Origin of the sequence: Pseudomonas syringae group sp. J254-4, from assembly GCF_032586855.1 — a bacterium.
In the GTDB taxonomy this organism is placed as follows: domain Bacteria; phylum Pseudomonadota; class Gammaproteobacteria; order Pseudomonadales; family Pseudomonadaceae; genus Aquipseudomonas; species Aquipseudomonas amygdali.
Window position 1 is genome coordinate 39,962 of sequence record NZ_JAWHOO010000003.1, and the last position, 15,202, is coordinate 55,163.

A 15,202-nucleotide genomic window follows, 5' to 3' on the forward strand; every position below is an offset into this window, starting at 1 on the left:
GCCACGCCAGACAAGATGAATCGGCTTCCAGGCGGCGCCAAGCATGCCCAGCAAGACCATGACGGTCAAGCGCGAAGCGTCTTTGCCCGGGCACATGGATGGCAATTAGCCTATACAGGGCAGATCCGCAACACAGCGTAATAGAAAGCCTTCAAATGAAAGCCTTCAAATGAGTGTGGGCCGCGTCGTCGGGGTCAATCGGCTTGAGGTACTTGGCGCCCAGATAATGAGCGCTGAACACGTCCAGATAAGCATCCAGTACGCCACTGGCGCAGGTGTCCCCGGCCAGTTCCAGACAAAGCGCGGCGACTTCGGCAGTACAGAAGTGATCGTCGCGCCTTGAGCGGCGCAAACGGTAACGCGAGATCTGCTCGGGCTCCAGCGTCAACACCGGAAACCTTTCCAGATATGGGCTTTTGCGGAACATCTTGCGCGCTTCGGTCCAGGTAGCATCCAGCAGAATGAACAGCGGACGCTTGCCATCCATGCGCGACACCTTATTGACCACACGTTCCTCGGCAACGAATTCACCAGGAAAGACGATGTAGGGCTGCCACTGCGGATCGTCCAGCAACGCGAGCAATTGCTCGTCGACATCTATTCGCGACCAGCCGAAGGCATGGGTGTCCTTGATGACATCGGCGATCAGCCAGCCGGTGTTGGTCGGCTTCAAAGGCTCGGTGTCGTACATCAGCAGGCACATGCCTGACTCGGCATTCACGGCAGGTCGCCACGCGCACAGGCAATAACTGGAGATAACCCGGCAATCCGGACAGCGCGGCGCGCGCGAGCCGCGAGCAATAAAGGGCTTGGTACTGCGGGCCAGACGCTCGTCGCGCAGACGGGAAACGGCATGACTCATTACAGGACACGCCTGCGGGGGAAATACATCGACACCACAAAGACTCGGCAGGATTAAAGTACGCGCAGTTTATCAGAGCGCTGGCTCTTCAACCCGTTTTCGGTCCTCAGGCTGTTCCCGCGTCATAGAGACCGCGTTGAAACGGGTACAGCCCCTAGGCCCGATGAAGACTCCTGCTCTATACTGCTGCGCCATTGCAACCCGCGTTATCGGCGGGCTGCCCGGAACGCACTTTGAAGTCGCTGGTCCAACGGCCAGCCACTTAATCAGGAGAGTTTAATGCTGCGCCTTATCGTACCCACCCTTACGCTTTTGCTCGTTGCTCCGCTATGCGCCCAGGCGGCGTCGAAACAGGAGTTCGAACTCAGCAAGATGCTGGAAAAAGTCGCTAAGGAAAGCAGTGTCGGCACGCCAAGGGCGATCAACGAAGACATCCTCGATCAGGGCTATACCGTCAGTGGCAACGAACTGATCAACCACTTGAGCGTACGCGAAGGCCAGGCCCAGCAAATGCGCGCCAACCCGGACGTGATGCGCAACCAGTTGGGCAACAGCGTTTGCCACAACAACGGTTTCCGCCAGTTGATGACCAAGGGAGCCGTCCTCAAGTATCAATTCACCGAGTACAAGACCAACCGCCCGGTTGCGACCCAGACCTTTCAGGCTTCAGATTGCACTGTAAAGCCGAAAAAGTAAGTACCCTCGGCACTTGGCACCCTCCCCGCGCGCCTGCCCCTCAGGCGCGTCAGTTCAGCAACGCTCAAGACATCGTGCAACGAATCCGCCCTGGCAATGATCAGGGAATGGGTAGCCTTTCTCTGCAAACCGGGACATCATCGATTCAACACGCCCCACCGGGCCATTGATTCTGCAGGAGGATAAATCCCGAATGCCGTATGTACCTGACGATCTTCTATCCCGACACTTTCAAAGCAACGGGCTCGACCTGACCAGCAAAATTGAAGAGCACATCAACGAGGTCGCTCCCGGCACCAGAAACCTGCCGCTGTACCGCGACATGATGCTCACGGTGCTACGCATGGCCCAGGACGACCGCAATCGCTGGGACGTCAAGATAACGCTGCAAACCCTGCGCGAACTGGACAAAGCCTTTCGGGTGCTCGAACGCTTCAAGGGCCGCCGCAAAGTCACCGTATTCGGTTCTGCTCGCACCCCTCAGGAGCACCCCCTTTACGCACAGGCCAGAGAGCTGGGCGAAAAGCTTGCCCGCTCGGACATGATGGTCATCACCGGCGCAGGTGGTGGCATCATGGCCGCAGCCCACGCAGGTGCAGGTCTGAAACACAGCCTGGGGTTCAACATTACCCTGCCCTTTGAGCAGCACGCCAACCCCACGGTGGAGGGCACGGAAAACCTGCTGCCCTTCCACTTCTTCTTCACCCGCAAGTTGTTCTTCGTCAAGGAAGCCGACGCGCTGGTGCTGTGCCCAGGCGGCTTTGGAACTCTGGATGAAGCCCTGGAAGTGCTGACGTTGATACAAACCGGCAAAAGTCCGTTAGTACCTGTCGTATTGCTGGACACACCTGGCGGGAGTTTCTGGCAAGGTGCACTGGACTTCATCAAAAACCAGTTGCAGGACAATCACTACATTCTGCCAGCCGACATGAAACTGATGAGGCTGGTCTACAGCGCCGATGAAGCGGTGGAAGAGATCAACCGGTTTTATGCCAACTTCCACTCCAGCCGCTGGCTGAAGAACAAGTTCGTGATCCGTATGCGCCACGCGCTCAGCGCGAAGGCTCTGGAGCACATGCAGGAAGCTTTCGCCGATCTGTGTATCAATGAAAACTTCCATCAGCACAGCTATCAGGGCGAGGAGCACGATGAAGTTCAATTCAGCCACCTGACACGACTGGCGTTCACCTTCACAGGACGCAATCAGGGCAGGCTTCGTGAACTGGTGGACTACATCAATCAACAGGAAAACTGGGAGGATGCCTCAGCGACAAGAGATAGCGCGCATGATCAGGCGCCACAGAAAACGCTCTGATACCTCAGTCATCGCCGCCACGGCCGCTTAACAGGCGGCCGATCATATCCAGCGGATAGCCGCGATAACTCAGAAACCGTCCCTGCCTGGCCCGCTCACGAGCATCAACAGGCAAAGCACCGGCAAACTTGCGTTGCCAGAGCTCGTGAAGCTTCTCCTGCCAATCCACACCACACTCCCTGAGCGCCTGTTCAATGTCGGCCCGCTGCAAACCACGCTGATTCAGTTCTTCCCGAATACGAACAGGGCCATAGCCCGAACGTGCCCGGTAAGAAACGAAGCTTTCAAGGTAACGGGACTCGGAGAGCAAACCTTCCTCGACCAGACGATCAAGGGCAGCGTCGATGAGCTCGGGGGGAGCGCCGCGCTGACGCAGTTTACGCGTCAGCTCGACCCGACCGTGCTCGCGACGTGCGAGCAGGTCCATTGCAGTGCGCCTTACGGCGACAGGTGTATCAAGTACGACAGGCATGACTATCAGATATCAGCGTCTGCTTCGGCCATATCATCAGCAACGGCAGCTTCGCGGGAACCGACAGCTTTGGTGTCGACGCCAGGGGTGAGCAACTTGTCGCGAATCTGCTTCTCGAGCGCTTTGCAGATTTCCGGATTGTCTGCCAGGAATTTGGCCGAGTTGGCTTTACCCTGACCGATCTTGCTGCCCTGGTAGCTGTACCAGGCACCGGACTTCTCGACAAAACCATGCAGCACGGCCAGATCAACGATTTCGCCGTTCAGGTAGATACCCTTGCCGTAAAGAATCTGGAACTCGGCCTGACGGAATGGCGGAGCCACCTTGTTCTTAACGACCTTGACGCGGGTTTCGCTGCCGACAACCTCGTCGCCTTCTTTCACTGCGCCTGTACGACGGATATCCAGACGTACCGAAGCGTAGAACTTCAGGGCGTTACCACCGGTAGTGGTTTCCGGGCTGCCGAACATCACGCCGATCTTCATGCGGATCTGGTTGATGAAGATCACCAGGCAATTGGCGTTCTTGATGTTACCGGTGATCTTGCGCAGCGCCTGAGACATCAGACGCGCCTGCAGACCCACGTGCATGTCGCCCATTTCGCCTTCGATCTCTGCCTTTGGTACCAGCGCAGCAACGGAGTCGACAACGATGACGTCGATGGCGTTGGAACGTACCAGCATGTCGGTGATTTCAAGCGCCTGCTCACCGGTGTCCGGCTGCGAAACCAGCAGGTCGTCGACATTGACGCCCAGTTTGCCGGCGTATTCCGGATCAAGCGCGTGCTCGGCGTCGACAAATGCACAGGTAGCACCCATTTTCTGGGCCTGCGCGATGACCGACAACGTCAGCGTGGTTTTACCGGAAGACTCTGGACCGTAGATTTCCACGATCCGGCCTTTCGGCAGACCGCCGATGCCGAGTGCGATATCCAGACCCAGCGAGCCGGTGGAGATGGCAGGAATAGCCTGGCGATCATGGTCGCCCATGCGCATCACGGCACCTTTACCGAACTGACGCTCGATCTGACCCAAGGCCGCAGCCAAGGCTTTCTTCTTGTTGTCGTCCATTGAAGTCCTCACGTAATCAAATTCAATTAGGGCCTTGATGGCCACAACACCTGTATAAGTAGACAGTATTATTCCACAGCGATGAGCGCGCGCCTACCCCTGTTTTGGCATTTCTCCGCGCGCAAGCTGTATCAGCCCCTGTAGAGCGGCTTCGACCGTCTGTCGACGGACCTGATCCCGGTCGCCATCGAACTGGCGACGCTGTGCGACAAGCGCGTCATCCTTACCCCAACACAGCCATACAGTACCGACCGGTTTATCCGGCGAACCACCGCCAGGCCCTGCAACACCACTGACCGCGACAGCGAATCGCGCGCCGCTTTCACGCTGCGCACCTCGCACCATGGCTTCGACAACAGGCTGACTGACCGCCCCGACATCTGCGAACAACGCCTCCGGTACGCCCAATTGTCGGGTCTTCTGGGCATTCGAATAAGTCACATAGCCAGCCTCGAACCATGCCGAGCTACCGGCGATGCGCGTGATCGCTTCGGCGATTCCGCCTCCTGTGCAGGATTCGGCGGTGGTCACTTGAGCGTTCATTGCGCCGAGAAGCCTTCCAAGCGTATTGGCCAGCCCGGTTATCTCGTCCACGGTGTCCTCATTCATGCTGGAAGCCTGTAAAAGTGATTGCTGAGACAAGGCAGCCGCCTTGAAGCGGGTCTGCCATTGCCGGCTTATCGCGCATCTTTCCTGCGTTCGGGCTTTTTGACCGTTTCAACCGTGGTTTCTCTCGGCCTTTTTCTGGCTTCTTCCAACGGGATGAAGCGACCGTTGACGGAATCCCTTGCTCGTTTATTTTTCATATAAAAGTCCTTTTTTATAGCGTGCCGTCCGGTTATCGAGTGGCAGCGATGAAAGTCTATACGTCAAATCGAGGTTCATGGCTGTCAGGAAACGCCTGGTCACCAATAAGCGGAAGGTACGCTGTAACTGCACCGCCTGATTGAGCGTGATAACCTTGCGACCATCGCACATACCCGGCAGGCGCCCCTCGATTCAAGGAGGGACCACCCGTCATGCCTCAAGGTTGCCTCACTCCTCTCAAGAACTTGCCTAAGCCACTGATGAACAAAGCAATTTCCGACCTCTCTTCACATACCCCCATGATGCAGCAGTACTGGAAACTCAAAAACCAGCACCTGGATCAACTGATGTTTTATCGCATGGGCGATTTCTACGAGATCTTCTACGAAGATGCGAAGAAAGCCGCCAAGTTGCTGGACATCACCCTGACCGCGCGCGGTCAGTCGGCAGGCCAGAGCATCCCCATGTGCGGGATTCCGTACCACGCCGCCGAAGGCTATCTGGCCAAACTGGTGAAGCTGGGCGAATCGGTGGTGATCTGCGAGCAGATCGGCGACCCCGCGACCAGCAAGGGCCCGGTGGATCGTCAGGTAGTCCGCATCATTACGCCTGGGACCATCAGCGACGAGGCCTTGCTCGATGAGCGCAGGGATAACCTGATTGCCGCCGTACTGGGTGACGAACGCCTGTTCGGCCTTGCCGTGCTGGACATCACCAGCGGCAACTTCAGTGTGCTGGAGATCAAGGGCTGGGAGAACCTGCTGGCCGAGCTTGAACGCATCAACCCGGTCGAGCTGTTGATTCCGGACGACTGGCCGCAAGGTCTGCCTGCCGAAAAACGCCGTGGTGCGCGACGTCGTGCACCGTGGGATTTCGAGCGCGACTCAGCCCACAAAAGTCTGTGTCAGCAGTTTTCAACCCAGGACCTGAAGGGTTTTGGCTGCGAAAACCTGACACTCGCCATCGGCGCTGCTGGCTGCCTGCTCAGCTACGCCAAGGAAACCCAGCGCACCGCCCTGCCCCACTTGCGCAGCCTGCGCCACGAACGCCTCGACGACACGGTAATCCTCGATGCCGCCAGTCGGCGCAACCTGGAGCTGGACACCAACCTGTCCGGTGGCCGCGACAATACGCTGCAATCGGTCATGGACCGTTGCCAGACGGCAATGGGAACGCGGCTGCTGACCCGCTGGCTGAACCGGCCGTTGCGCGACCTGACAATTCTTCAGGCACGCCAGACGTCCATTACCTGCTTTCTGGAGCGCTACCGCTTCGAGAACCTGCAACCGCAGCTCAAGGAAATCGGCGATATCGAGCGGATTCTGGCGCGTATCGGCCTGCGTAATGCGCGACCACGAGACCTTGCGCGTCTGCGCGACGCCCTGAGCGCCCTGCCCGAACTGCAGCAGGCGATGACCGACCTGGAGGCGCCGCATCTGCAGCAACTTGCGCAGACCGCCAGCACCTATCCGGAACTCGCCGATCTGCTGCAGCGCGCAATCATCGACAATCCGCCTGCCGTGATCCGCGACGGCGGTGTTCTGAAAACCGGCTACGACGCTGAGCTGGATGATCTGCAATCGCTGAGTGAAAACGCCGGTCAGTTCCTGATCGATCTGGAGGCCCGCGAAAAGGCCCGTACCGGTCTTGCCAACCTGAAAGTCGGTTACAACCGCGTGCACGGCTACTTCATCGAGCTGCCGAGCAAACAGGCCGAGCAGGCCCCGGCTGATTACATACGCCGCCAGACCCTCAAGGGCGCCGAGCGCTTTATCACGCCCGAGCTCAAGGAATTCGAAGACAAGGCGTTGTCGGCCAAAAGTCGTGCACTGGCTCGGGAAAAGATGCTCTACGAAGCGCTGCTTGAAGACCTGATCGGCCATCTAGCGCCGCTGCAGGACACGGCAGCTGCATTGGCCGAACTGGACGTACTCAGCAACCTCGCAGAACGCGCGCTGAATCTGGACCTCAACTGCCCAAGATTCGTTGCCGAACCCTGCATGCGCATCGAGCAGGGCCGTCACCCGGTCGTAGAACAGGTACTAAGCACTCCGTTTGTCGCCAACGACCTGGCGCTGGACGACAGCACACGCATGCTGGTCATCACAGGCCCGAACATGGGCGGTAAATCGACCTATATGCGTCAGACGGCGCTGATCGTACTGCTGGCGCATATCGGCAGTTTCGTGCCCGCTGCCAGCTGCGAACTGTCGTTGGTCGACCGGATCTTCACCCGTATCGGCTCCAGCGACGACCTGGCCGGCGGGCGCTCGACGTTCATGGTGGAAATGAGCGAAACGGCAAACATCCTGCACAACGCTACCGACAAAAGCCTGGTGCTGATGGACGAAGTCGGACGCGGTACCAGCACCTTCGACGGCCTTTCTCTGGCTTGGGCAGCGGCGGAATGTCTGGCGCAACTGCGTGCTTATACACTGTTCGCGACGCACTATTTCGAGCTGACAGTGCTGCCGGAAAGCGAACCGCTGGTGACCAACGTGCACCTGAATGCTACCGAGCATAACGAGCGGATCGTCTTCCTGCACCGCGTACTGCCAGGACCAGCCAGCCAGAGCTATGGCCTGGCCGTGGCCCAGCTTGCGGGCGTTCCGGGCAAAGTCATCACGCGCGCCAAAGAGCATCTGCAGCGCCTGGAAACCACCAGCCTGCCGCACGAACAGCCTAAAGCCAAGCCCGGCAAACCCGCGATCCCGCAGCAGAGCGATATGTTTGCAAGCCTGCCTCATCCGGTGCTCGACGAACTGTCCAAGATCAAAGTCGACGATATGACTCCGCGGCAGGCGCTGGATTTGCTATACACATTGCAAACTCGCCTGTGACGCGAAGCGTTACATACTGTTAGAATCCCGCGCGGTTTGGGACGCTCTCGGCTTTTAGCCTGGCCGAGGCGTTTTTCGAGCCGCGTGAAAATGCAGCGAACCACTGGTAGGTAGCAGGCGACGCAGTCCCACTGCCTCAAGGCCACCCACCAAAAGCACGTATTTTCATAGGGCCGGGAAACCTCCCGAACCTGGCAACCCTGTCTGGAAGGGCTCTGCCACAGCAGCCGCCTGAGGAGAAAATTAGAAATGACCTTCGTCGTCACCGACAACTGCATCAAGTGCAAGTACACCGACTGCGTAGAAGTCTGTCCGGTGGACTGCTTTTACGAAGGCCCGAATTTCCTGGTGATCCACCCGGACGAGTGCATCGACTGCGCGCTCTGCGAGCCTGAGTGCCCTGCCGTGGCCATTTACTCGGAAGACGAGATTCCTGCTGGCATGGAAAACTTCATCGAGCTCAACGCTGAGCTTGCCGAGGTCTGGCCCAACATCACCGAAAAGAAAGATGCGATGCCGGATGCGGCAGAGTGGGATGGCAAAACCGGCAAGATCGCTGATCTGGAACGCTAGATTCCAGACAGACAAAAGGCCCTCGAGAGGGCCTTTTTTGTTGAATCTGTGCGGTTTTCTGCAGATAAAAAAAGGGGCGGTATGACCCGCCCACATTTTATCCCTGATCCCTGTATTCCGTTGTCATCATCCTGATGAATCGCATCCCGCGATGTCCTTGACCGTCATCCTTGATGGCCTGTGCCTGTCCGTTGGCACAGCTTCGATATTAGAGATTTAAACCCGCAGAGCAACACCTCAAACGCTCCAGGATATTTCCATGTCAATCACCTTAAAAATATAATCTCTATTTAAAACAACGTGTTAATTCCGTAAACACAGCTGTTTGGCGACAAGCCTCACTGTTGTTACCTGAATGACTTACAGCAACCGTACGCAATGACTTACAGGCTTTGAAAGCTGAAAGGTCGAGCAGACGCATTGACCCACGACATTCAAATGACGAAAGACATATAAAAAGGCCGATATACACACTCTGTGTTATATCGGCCCTGGATTGACGTTACGAGGGGGTGGTTACTGGAAGAGAGACTCGCTGGACAAGCCGTTTTTTTCAAGGATCTCACGCAGGCGCTTGAGCCCTTCAACCTGAATCTGCCTGACCCGCTCACGCGTCAGACCGATCTCAAGCCCTACATCTTCAAGTGTGCTGCTTTCATGTCCGCGCAAGCCAAAGCGACGGATGACAACCTCCCGTTGCTTCTCGGTCAACTCGGACAACCATTGATCGATGCTCTGGGACAGATCATCGTCCTGCAGCAGCTCACAGGGGTCGGTCGGACGATCGTCGGTCAAGGTGTCGAGCAGCGTCTTGTCCGAATCAGGCCCCAGCGAGACGTCCACCGACGAGACACGCTCGTTGAGACCGAGCATGCGCTTGACCTCACCTACCGGTTTTTCCAGCAGATTGGCGATTTCTTCGGGAGAAGGTTCATGATCCAGCTTCTGGGTCAGCTCTCGGGCCGCGCGCAGATAAACATTCAGCTCCTTGACGACGTGAATCGGCAGCCGGATGGTCCGGGTCTGATTCATGATCGCGCGTTCGATGGTCTGGCGAATCCACCAGGTGGCGTAGGTGGAAAAACGAAAGCCGCGTTCAGGGTCGAATTTTTCAACCGCCCGAATCAACCCCAGGTTGCCCTCCTCGATCAGGTCAAGCAATGACAGACCACGATTGACATAACGTCTGGCAATTTTAACTACCAGACGCAGATTGCTTTCAATCATGCGTTTGCGCCCGGCCGGGTCTCCACTTTGCGACAGACGCGCAAAATGAACTTCTTCTTCCGGGGATAGTAGAGGAGAAAAACCGATTTCATTGAGGTACAGCTGGGTAGCATCAAGCGCCCGCGTGTAGTCAATGTACTTGTGTTGTTTGAGCGATGTTGAATGCTTGACCTTGGCGCGTCCGGAGGCAGCGGGTGGCTGCTTCTCGTTTGACGCTTCCTTCAGGACAATGCCGGCTTCCATAAGGAGCACTTCATCATCGATGTCAAACTCCGGCGCTTCGTTGCCAAGAGCCATTGTTTTAGTCCTTTGGTGAGTTCGACCTCAAGCTCCAGCATCGCCTGATTCCATGGCAACACTTGAGCCTGTTCCTAATACGCCTGGAACAGGCTGGCAACTATCAACGACGTGGCAAAAATCCCAATGGATCTACAGGTTTCCCTTGGCGGCGAATCTCAAAATGCAGCTTCACCCGGTCAGTTCCTGTTGACCCCATTTCGGCAATCGTTTGCCCTGCCTTGACCTGTTGACCTTCCCGTACCAAAAGCCTGCGATTATGACCGTAGGCACTGACGTAGGTATCGCTGTGTTTGATGATGATCAATTCGCCGTAGCCCCGTAATCCACTTCCGGCGTAAACAACTGAACCATCAGACGCTGCCAAAACAGGCTGTCCCAAATCACCAGCGATATCAATTCCTTTATTCAAACTGCCGTTTGAGGAAAATTTTCCTATCAAAATGCCACTTGAAGGCCAGGTCCAACCCGTCGGAGACTTACCGGCCGGGCCTGTCCCGGTGGTCGCAGAAGGAGGTATCACCACAGGTACAACCGCAACAGGCTTGGAAATAACCGTAGTTTTGACCGAACCGGAACTGCTGGTGCTGGTTGATGTAGACGTCACCGGGCGTCCTGCACCGGAGGTAGAAGCTACGTCCTGCGTTGAAGACGAGCGCCCGTCAAAGCGAATTGTCTGACCTGGCTTGATGGTAAACGGCTCGGGGATCTGATTGCGGGCAGCCAGCGCTTTCCAGTCCCAGCCGTAACGAAATGCAATCGAAAAAAGCGTGTCACCGCGCCTGACCACGTATTGGCCGGTAGTTACCGTCGGACGCTGGGCAACGGCATTGCCGTTGCGATCAACGACACGAACCCCGCCTGAAGGCGTGCTGGAGCAGCCGACCAAAAGGACACTGAGAGCAATGCCAATCACCAGACGCTGATAACTTCTTGAAGACCTGAGCTGCTGAATGACTGTGAGACTCACCCGCCACTCCCTTTACTGGTGACTGAATTCAAAAAAGATGCCTATTGTGCCGTAATAGCGACGGGCAGCCAGTGATTAACCGTTGAAAAAACGTTGTTATGTATCAATCAGCTACATGGAATGATGCCATCAGGCCATTCAACATTCCGGGCCGCGCGCTGTAGACCAATGACTGAAGCCAGAATTCACTGTTTACCGCAGACAATCTTCACGCGATTGGCCCGTTGAGCAGTGGCACGAAGCGCACAGCCCCCAGTACGTGCCGGGAAAAACCGTTTTCTTCACGGATGATCAGCATCAATTGCTGAACCTCTCCCGAACCCACCGGGATGACCAGCCGACCTCCAGGTGCCAGTTGATCAAGCAGCGCCTGCGGTACGTCGGTTGCCACTGCCGTGACGATGATGCCGTTATAAGGTGCCAGAGCAGGCCAGCCTTCCCAGCCGTCGCCCCAGCGGAAAACCACATTACGCAGATTGAGCTCGACCAGACGCTCCTTGGCGCGGTCCTGAAGGACTTTGATACGCTCGACCGAAAATACACGCTCCACCAGCTGTGCCAGCACCGCGGTCTGATAGCCCGACCCCGTACCGATCTCCATAACCTTGTCCAGCGGACCGGCTGCCAATAGCAGCTCGCTCATCCGCGCGACCATGTAAGGCTGGGAAATCGTCTGGTTGTGACCGATGGGCAGCGCTGTGTCTTCATAAGCGCGATGCGCCAGCGCTTCATCGACAAACAGATGCCGGGGCGTCTTGCGAATGACGTCCAGCACCCGCTGGTTGGAAATACCCTCTTCGCAGAGGCGCTGGATCAGACGTTCACGGGTGCGCTGCGAGGTCATCCCGATCCCGCGACGCAATAGATCATCCTGCTCGCGCGACATCAACGAAGACCCTCCAGCCAGGTATTCAGGCTGCTGAATCCGTCCTGATAAGTTCGATCCAGCTGCAACGGCGTAATCGATACGTAACCCTGTATGACCGCATGGAAGTCGGTGCCAGCACCGCCGTCCTCGACATCGCCGGCAGCGGCAATCCAGTAGCCGGCACGACCACGCGGGTCGACAACCTTTACCGGCGCCGCAGCACGGGCACGGTGCCCCAGTCGGGTCAGTTGAATGCCGCGGATATGCTCAAGCGGCAGGTTCGGAATATTCACGTTCAGTACCGTGCGGGGTGGCAGGTCGAGTTGCTCATGGGCCTCAACCAGCAAACGCGCATAATGCGCCGCCGTCGCCAGATTATCCGGCTGACGTGACAAAAACGAAAAGGCAAACGACGGGCGCTGCAGAAAACGCCCTTCAAGCGCTGCAGCGACCGTTCCCGAATACAGTACATCGTCGCCCAGATTGGCACCCAGGTTGATACCTGAAACCACCATGTCCGGTTGATGCTCCAATAACCCATGAATCCCCAGATGCACGCAGTCGGTCGGCGTACCATTGAGACTGATGAAGCCGTTGGCCAGTGTATGTGGGTGCAAGGGCCGGTCGAGTGTCAGGGAACTGCTGGCACCGCTTTTGTCCTGATCAGGGGCGATCACCACGCACTCGGCATAGTCCGCCAGCGCCGCATGGAGCGCGACAAGACCGGGCGCGTTCACCCCGTCATCATTTGATATCAGAATACGCATGGGCTGTCCGTCTGCCCAACCGGCACCAGATCAATGAGTTCGCGCACTAAAACAGTGGCGAAGCATCCGGGCGGAAGGACGAATTCCAGTTGCAGAATGTCAGACTCGGGATAATGCCACGTCAGCCGCCCAATGGGCAGTCGCAGGATGCGCCGTTCGTGCTCCATGCCCGCTCTGACCAGCCAGTCACGCAACGCAGACTCATCATTGGCAATGGCATTTTCCAGCTCTGCCGTCGCGCCACCCGCTGGCGAAGGGCCTTCACCCCACTGTGGCCCGGTAGCGTGCAGATCGAGAATCGCCAGCCGAGGATCGCTGCACTCATCAACGCCCGCCGGAAAAAAGCTGCGGCTGTCGGTGAAAGCCAGCAAATCCCCTACCTGAGCCTTTTCCCAGCTGCCATCGGCAACGCGGGCTGCCAGTACTCGATTGAACAGGTAGCTGCGCGCCGTGGATAACAGTCGCGAACGCACCGCACGTTGCTCAGGCAACGCTTTGCGGGCAGCGTAATCGCGTGCTTCGCCAAGATTTCCACCCTGATAACCGAAACGCTGCGCGCCGAAATAATTGGGGATGCCCTGCCGGGCAATGGTTTCAAGGCGCTGGTTCAAAGCGTCCGTGTCGGCATCCAGTTGCGTAAGCCGCAACGTAAAGCCATTCGCAGCGTGAGCACCGCGTTGCAGCTTGCGCTTGTGTCGAGTGCTTTTGAGAATCTGCAGCGTATCGTCCTGCGCGGCCGACAGATCAGGATCGGCTTTGCCCGGCAGTTGAATGCTGAACCACTGGCGGGTCAGTGCCTGGCGGTCCTTGAGACCGGCATAGCTGACCGTACGCAACTGCACCCCCGCGGCCCGGGCCAGCCGACGTGCCGCCTCTTCGGTATTCAGGCCGCGTTTTTCGACCCACAGCCATAAATGCTCGCCATCGCCTGAAAGCGGAATGTCCAGCACCTCGTCGACCTGAAAGTCTTCGGCAGTCGCCTTGAGGGCTGCACGACCCAGTGCATCGCCGTAGGCCCTGGGGCCAAGCAGTTCAAGTTCATTCATGCGCGCAGCAACAACGCAACGGCATGCACCGCGATGCCTTCTTCGCGCCCGGTAAAGCCGAGTTTTTCTGTCGTTGTCGCTTTCACGTTCACCTGATCCAGCTCAACCTGCAGATCTTCAGCGATCAAGGCGCGCATGGCATCGATATGCGGTGCCATTTTTGGTGCCTGGGCAACGATGGTGGCGTCGACATTACCGACTTTCCAGCCTTTGCCGTGGATCTGCTTGAGGACATGACGCAGCAGCACGCGGCTGTCGGCACCCTTGAATTGCGGATCGGTGTCAGGAAAGTGCTTGCCGATATCGCCCAGTGCCGCGGCCCCCAAAAGCGCATCGCTCAGGGCATGCAGCAGGACATCGCCATCGGAATGGGCCAGCAGGCCGAACCCGTGTGCAATCCGCACGCCGCCCAAGGTAATGAAGTCGCCTTCAGCGAAACGGTGCACATCATAGCCATGGCCAATACGCATAAAAAAACGCCCTGAAAAAAGTCAGGGCGTGATTCTACCTGCTTTGGCGCTGGTTAGCTGTTCAAGGCTTCAGCGTGATGCCTTAGATGCTCTTCGATGAAGCTGGCGATGAAGAAATAGCTGTGGTCATAACCTGGCTGCATCCGCAAGGTCAGCGGATAGTTAGCAGCCTTGGCGGCCTGAACCAGAACTTCAGGCTTGAGCTGATTGACCAGAAAGTCGTCACGATCACCCTGATCCACCAGGGTCGGCAGTTTTTCCGACGCTTGCGCAATCAACACACTGGCATCCCACTCACGCCAGCGAGAACGGTCTTCACCCAGATAACGGGAAAATGCCTTTTGCCCCCAGGGGGAATCGATCGGATTACTGATCGGCGAAAACGCCGATACCGAGCGATAGCGGCCAGGATTGCGCAGTGCGCAGACCAGCGCCCCATGCCCGCCCATCGAGTGCCCGCTGATACTGCGCGCCTCTGACGCCGGGAAGTGCTCTTCGATAAGGGCTGGCAGCTCCCTGACGACGTAATCATGCATCTGGTAATGCCGCGCATATGGCTGTTCGGTGGCATTGAGATAGAAGCCCGCCCCTTGACCGAAGTCCCAGGCGCCGTCAGGGTCGTCGGCTACGTCGGCACCGCGCGGGCTGGTATCAGGTGCCACGATGATAATGCCCAGCTCGGCCGCAAGCCGGTGAGCGGCGGCTTTCTGCATGAAGTTCTCGTCGGTGCAGGTCAGGCCGGAAAGCCAGTACAACACGGGCAGCTTGCCGCCCTGCTCTGCCTGCGGCGGCAGATAGACTGCAAACACCATGTCACAACCCAGTACTTGAGAGTGGTGTTTGTAACGCTTGTGCCAGCCGCCGAAGCTTTTCTGGCAGGAAATATTTTCCAAAGGCATGTCGCTTCCTCCAGTTGCAAGCG

Annotated in this window: 16 protein-coding genes; 4 read left to right on the forward strand and 12 right to left on the reverse strand. The window is 57.5% G+C overall.

Annotated features, from left to right (window positions below; translation table 11 throughout):
* Nucleotides 1-151: 151 nt before the first annotated feature.
* Nucleotides 152-862 (reverse strand): tRNA-uridine aminocarboxypropyltransferase, encoded by a 711-nt coding sequence (locus RYB09_RS05275; protein ID WP_058399667.1) that lies wholly within the window; start codon nt 860-862, stop codon nt 152-154.
* 279 nt (nt 863-1,141) lie between these two features.
* Between RYB09_RS05275 and RYB09_RS05280 the strand changes: the two genes are divergently transcribed.
* Both RYB09_RS05280 and RYB09_RS05285 read left to right on the forward strand, forming a co-directional pair.
* On the forward strand, nt 1,142-1,558 hold the full coding sequence (locus tag RYB09_RS05280) for a quorum-sensing-regulated virulence factor family protein (protein WP_002554685.1): 417 nt from the start codon (nt 1,142-1,144) through the stop codon (nt 1,556-1,558).
* A gap of 193 nt (nt 1,559-1,751) precedes the next feature.
* Complete coding sequence (locus RYB09_RS05285; RefSeq protein ID WP_219171098.1) at nt 1,752-2,873, forward strand: LOG family protein; 1,122 nt, start codon at nt 1,752-1,754, stop codon at nt 2,871-2,873.
* Between the two features lie 4 nt (nt 2,874-2,877).
* Here the strand turns inward: RYB09_RS05285 and recX are convergent, their stop codons facing one another.
* The 4 genes from recX to RYB09_RS05305 all read right to left on the reverse strand — a co-directional run bounded on the left by recX (nt 2,878) and on the right by RYB09_RS05305 (nt 5,221).
* On the reverse strand, nt 2,878-3,345 hold the full coding sequence (gene recX, locus RYB09_RS05290; protein WP_005743450.1) for a recombination regulator RecX: 468 nt from the start codon (nt 3,343-3,345) through the stop codon (nt 2,878-2,880).
* Nucleotides 3,346-3,350: 5 nt separating this feature from the next.
* Nucleotides 3,351-4,415: a recombinase RecA gene (recA, locus tag RYB09_RS05295; protein ID WP_004657925.1), complete on the reverse strand. Its 1,065-nt coding sequence runs from the start codon at nt 4,413-4,415 to the stop codon at nt 3,351-3,353.
* A 93-nt stretch (nt 4,416-4,508) separates the two neighbouring features.
* Complete coding sequence (locus RYB09_RS05300; protein WP_054098798.1) at nt 4,509-5,024, reverse strand: CinA family protein; 516 nt, start codon at nt 5,022-5,024, stop codon at nt 4,509-4,511.
* 68 nt (nt 5,025-5,092) lie between these two features.
* Nucleotides 5,093-5,221: a hypothetical protein gene (locus RYB09_RS05305; protein WP_255872123.1), complete on the reverse strand. Its 129-nt coding sequence runs from the start codon at nt 5,219-5,221 to the stop codon at nt 5,093-5,095.
* A gap of 273 nt (nt 5,222-5,494) precedes the next feature.
* Here RYB09_RS05305 and mutS point away from each other — a divergent pair, with 273 nt between their 5' ends.
* Complete coding sequence (gene mutS / locus RYB09_RS05310) at nt 5,495-8,062, forward strand: DNA mismatch repair protein MutS (protein WP_316887669.1); 2,568 nt, start codon at nt 5,495-5,497, stop codon at nt 8,060-8,062.
* A gap of 249 nt (nt 8,063-8,311) precedes the next feature.
* Complete coding sequence (gene fdxA / locus RYB09_RS05315; protein WP_002554692.1) at nt 8,312-8,635, forward strand: ferredoxin FdxA; 324 nt, start codon at nt 8,312-8,314, stop codon at nt 8,633-8,635.
* A gap of 516 nt (nt 8,636-9,151) precedes the next feature.
* On the opposite strand, the gene rpoS is transcribed toward fdxA, so the two are convergent.
* From rpoS to fghA, 7 genes are all read right to left on the reverse strand, one after another.
* Nucleotides 9,152-10,159: an RNA polymerase sigma factor RpoS gene (gene rpoS, locus RYB09_RS05320; RefSeq protein WP_005733320.1), complete on the reverse strand. Its 1,008-nt coding sequence runs from the start codon at nt 10,157-10,159 to the stop codon at nt 9,152-9,154.
* 103 nt (nt 10,160-10,262) lie between these two features.
* A complete protein-coding gene (locus RYB09_RS05325) occupies nt 10,263-11,129 on the reverse strand; it encodes a peptidoglycan DD-metalloendopeptidase family protein (RefSeq protein ID WP_002554701.1) in 867 nt (288 codons plus the stop codon).
* A gap of 208 nt (nt 11,130-11,337) precedes the next feature.
* The gene (locus RYB09_RS05330; RefSeq protein ID WP_002554702.1) at nt 11,338-11,973 is read right to left on the reverse strand and encodes a protein-L-isoaspartate(D-aspartate) O-methyltransferase; all 636 of its coding nucleotides are present in this window, start codon (nt 11,971-11,973) and stop codon (nt 11,338-11,340) included.
* Between the two features lie 41 nt (nt 11,974-12,014).
* Nucleotides 12,015-12,764 (reverse strand): 5'/3'-nucleotidase SurE, encoded by a 750-nt coding sequence (surE, locus tag RYB09_RS05335; RefSeq protein ID WP_316887622.1) that lies wholly within the window; start codon nt 12,762-12,764, stop codon nt 12,015-12,017.
* Nucleotides 12,752-13,810: a tRNA pseudouridine(13) synthase TruD gene (gene truD / locus RYB09_RS05340; RefSeq protein ID WP_316887623.1), complete on the reverse strand. Its 1,059-nt coding sequence runs from the start codon at nt 13,808-13,810 to the stop codon at nt 12,752-12,754. Before truD ends, surE begins: the two co-directional genes overlap by 13 nt.
* The gene (gene ispF / locus RYB09_RS05345; RefSeq protein ID WP_002554705.1) at nt 13,807-14,280 is read right to left on the reverse strand and encodes a 2-C-methyl-D-erythritol 2,4-cyclodiphosphate synthase; all 474 of its coding nucleotides are present in this window, start codon (nt 14,278-14,280) and stop codon (nt 13,807-13,809) included. Before ispF ends, truD begins: the two co-directional genes overlap by 4 nt.
* Before the next feature lie 53 nt (nt 14,281-14,333).
* Nucleotides 14,334-15,179, reverse strand: coding sequence for an S-formylglutathione hydrolase (fghA, locus tag RYB09_RS05350; RefSeq protein ID WP_058407346.1), 846 nt, complete (start codon nt 15,177-15,179; stop codon nt 14,334-14,336).
* Between the last annotated feature and the right edge of the window lie 23 nt (nt 15,180-15,202).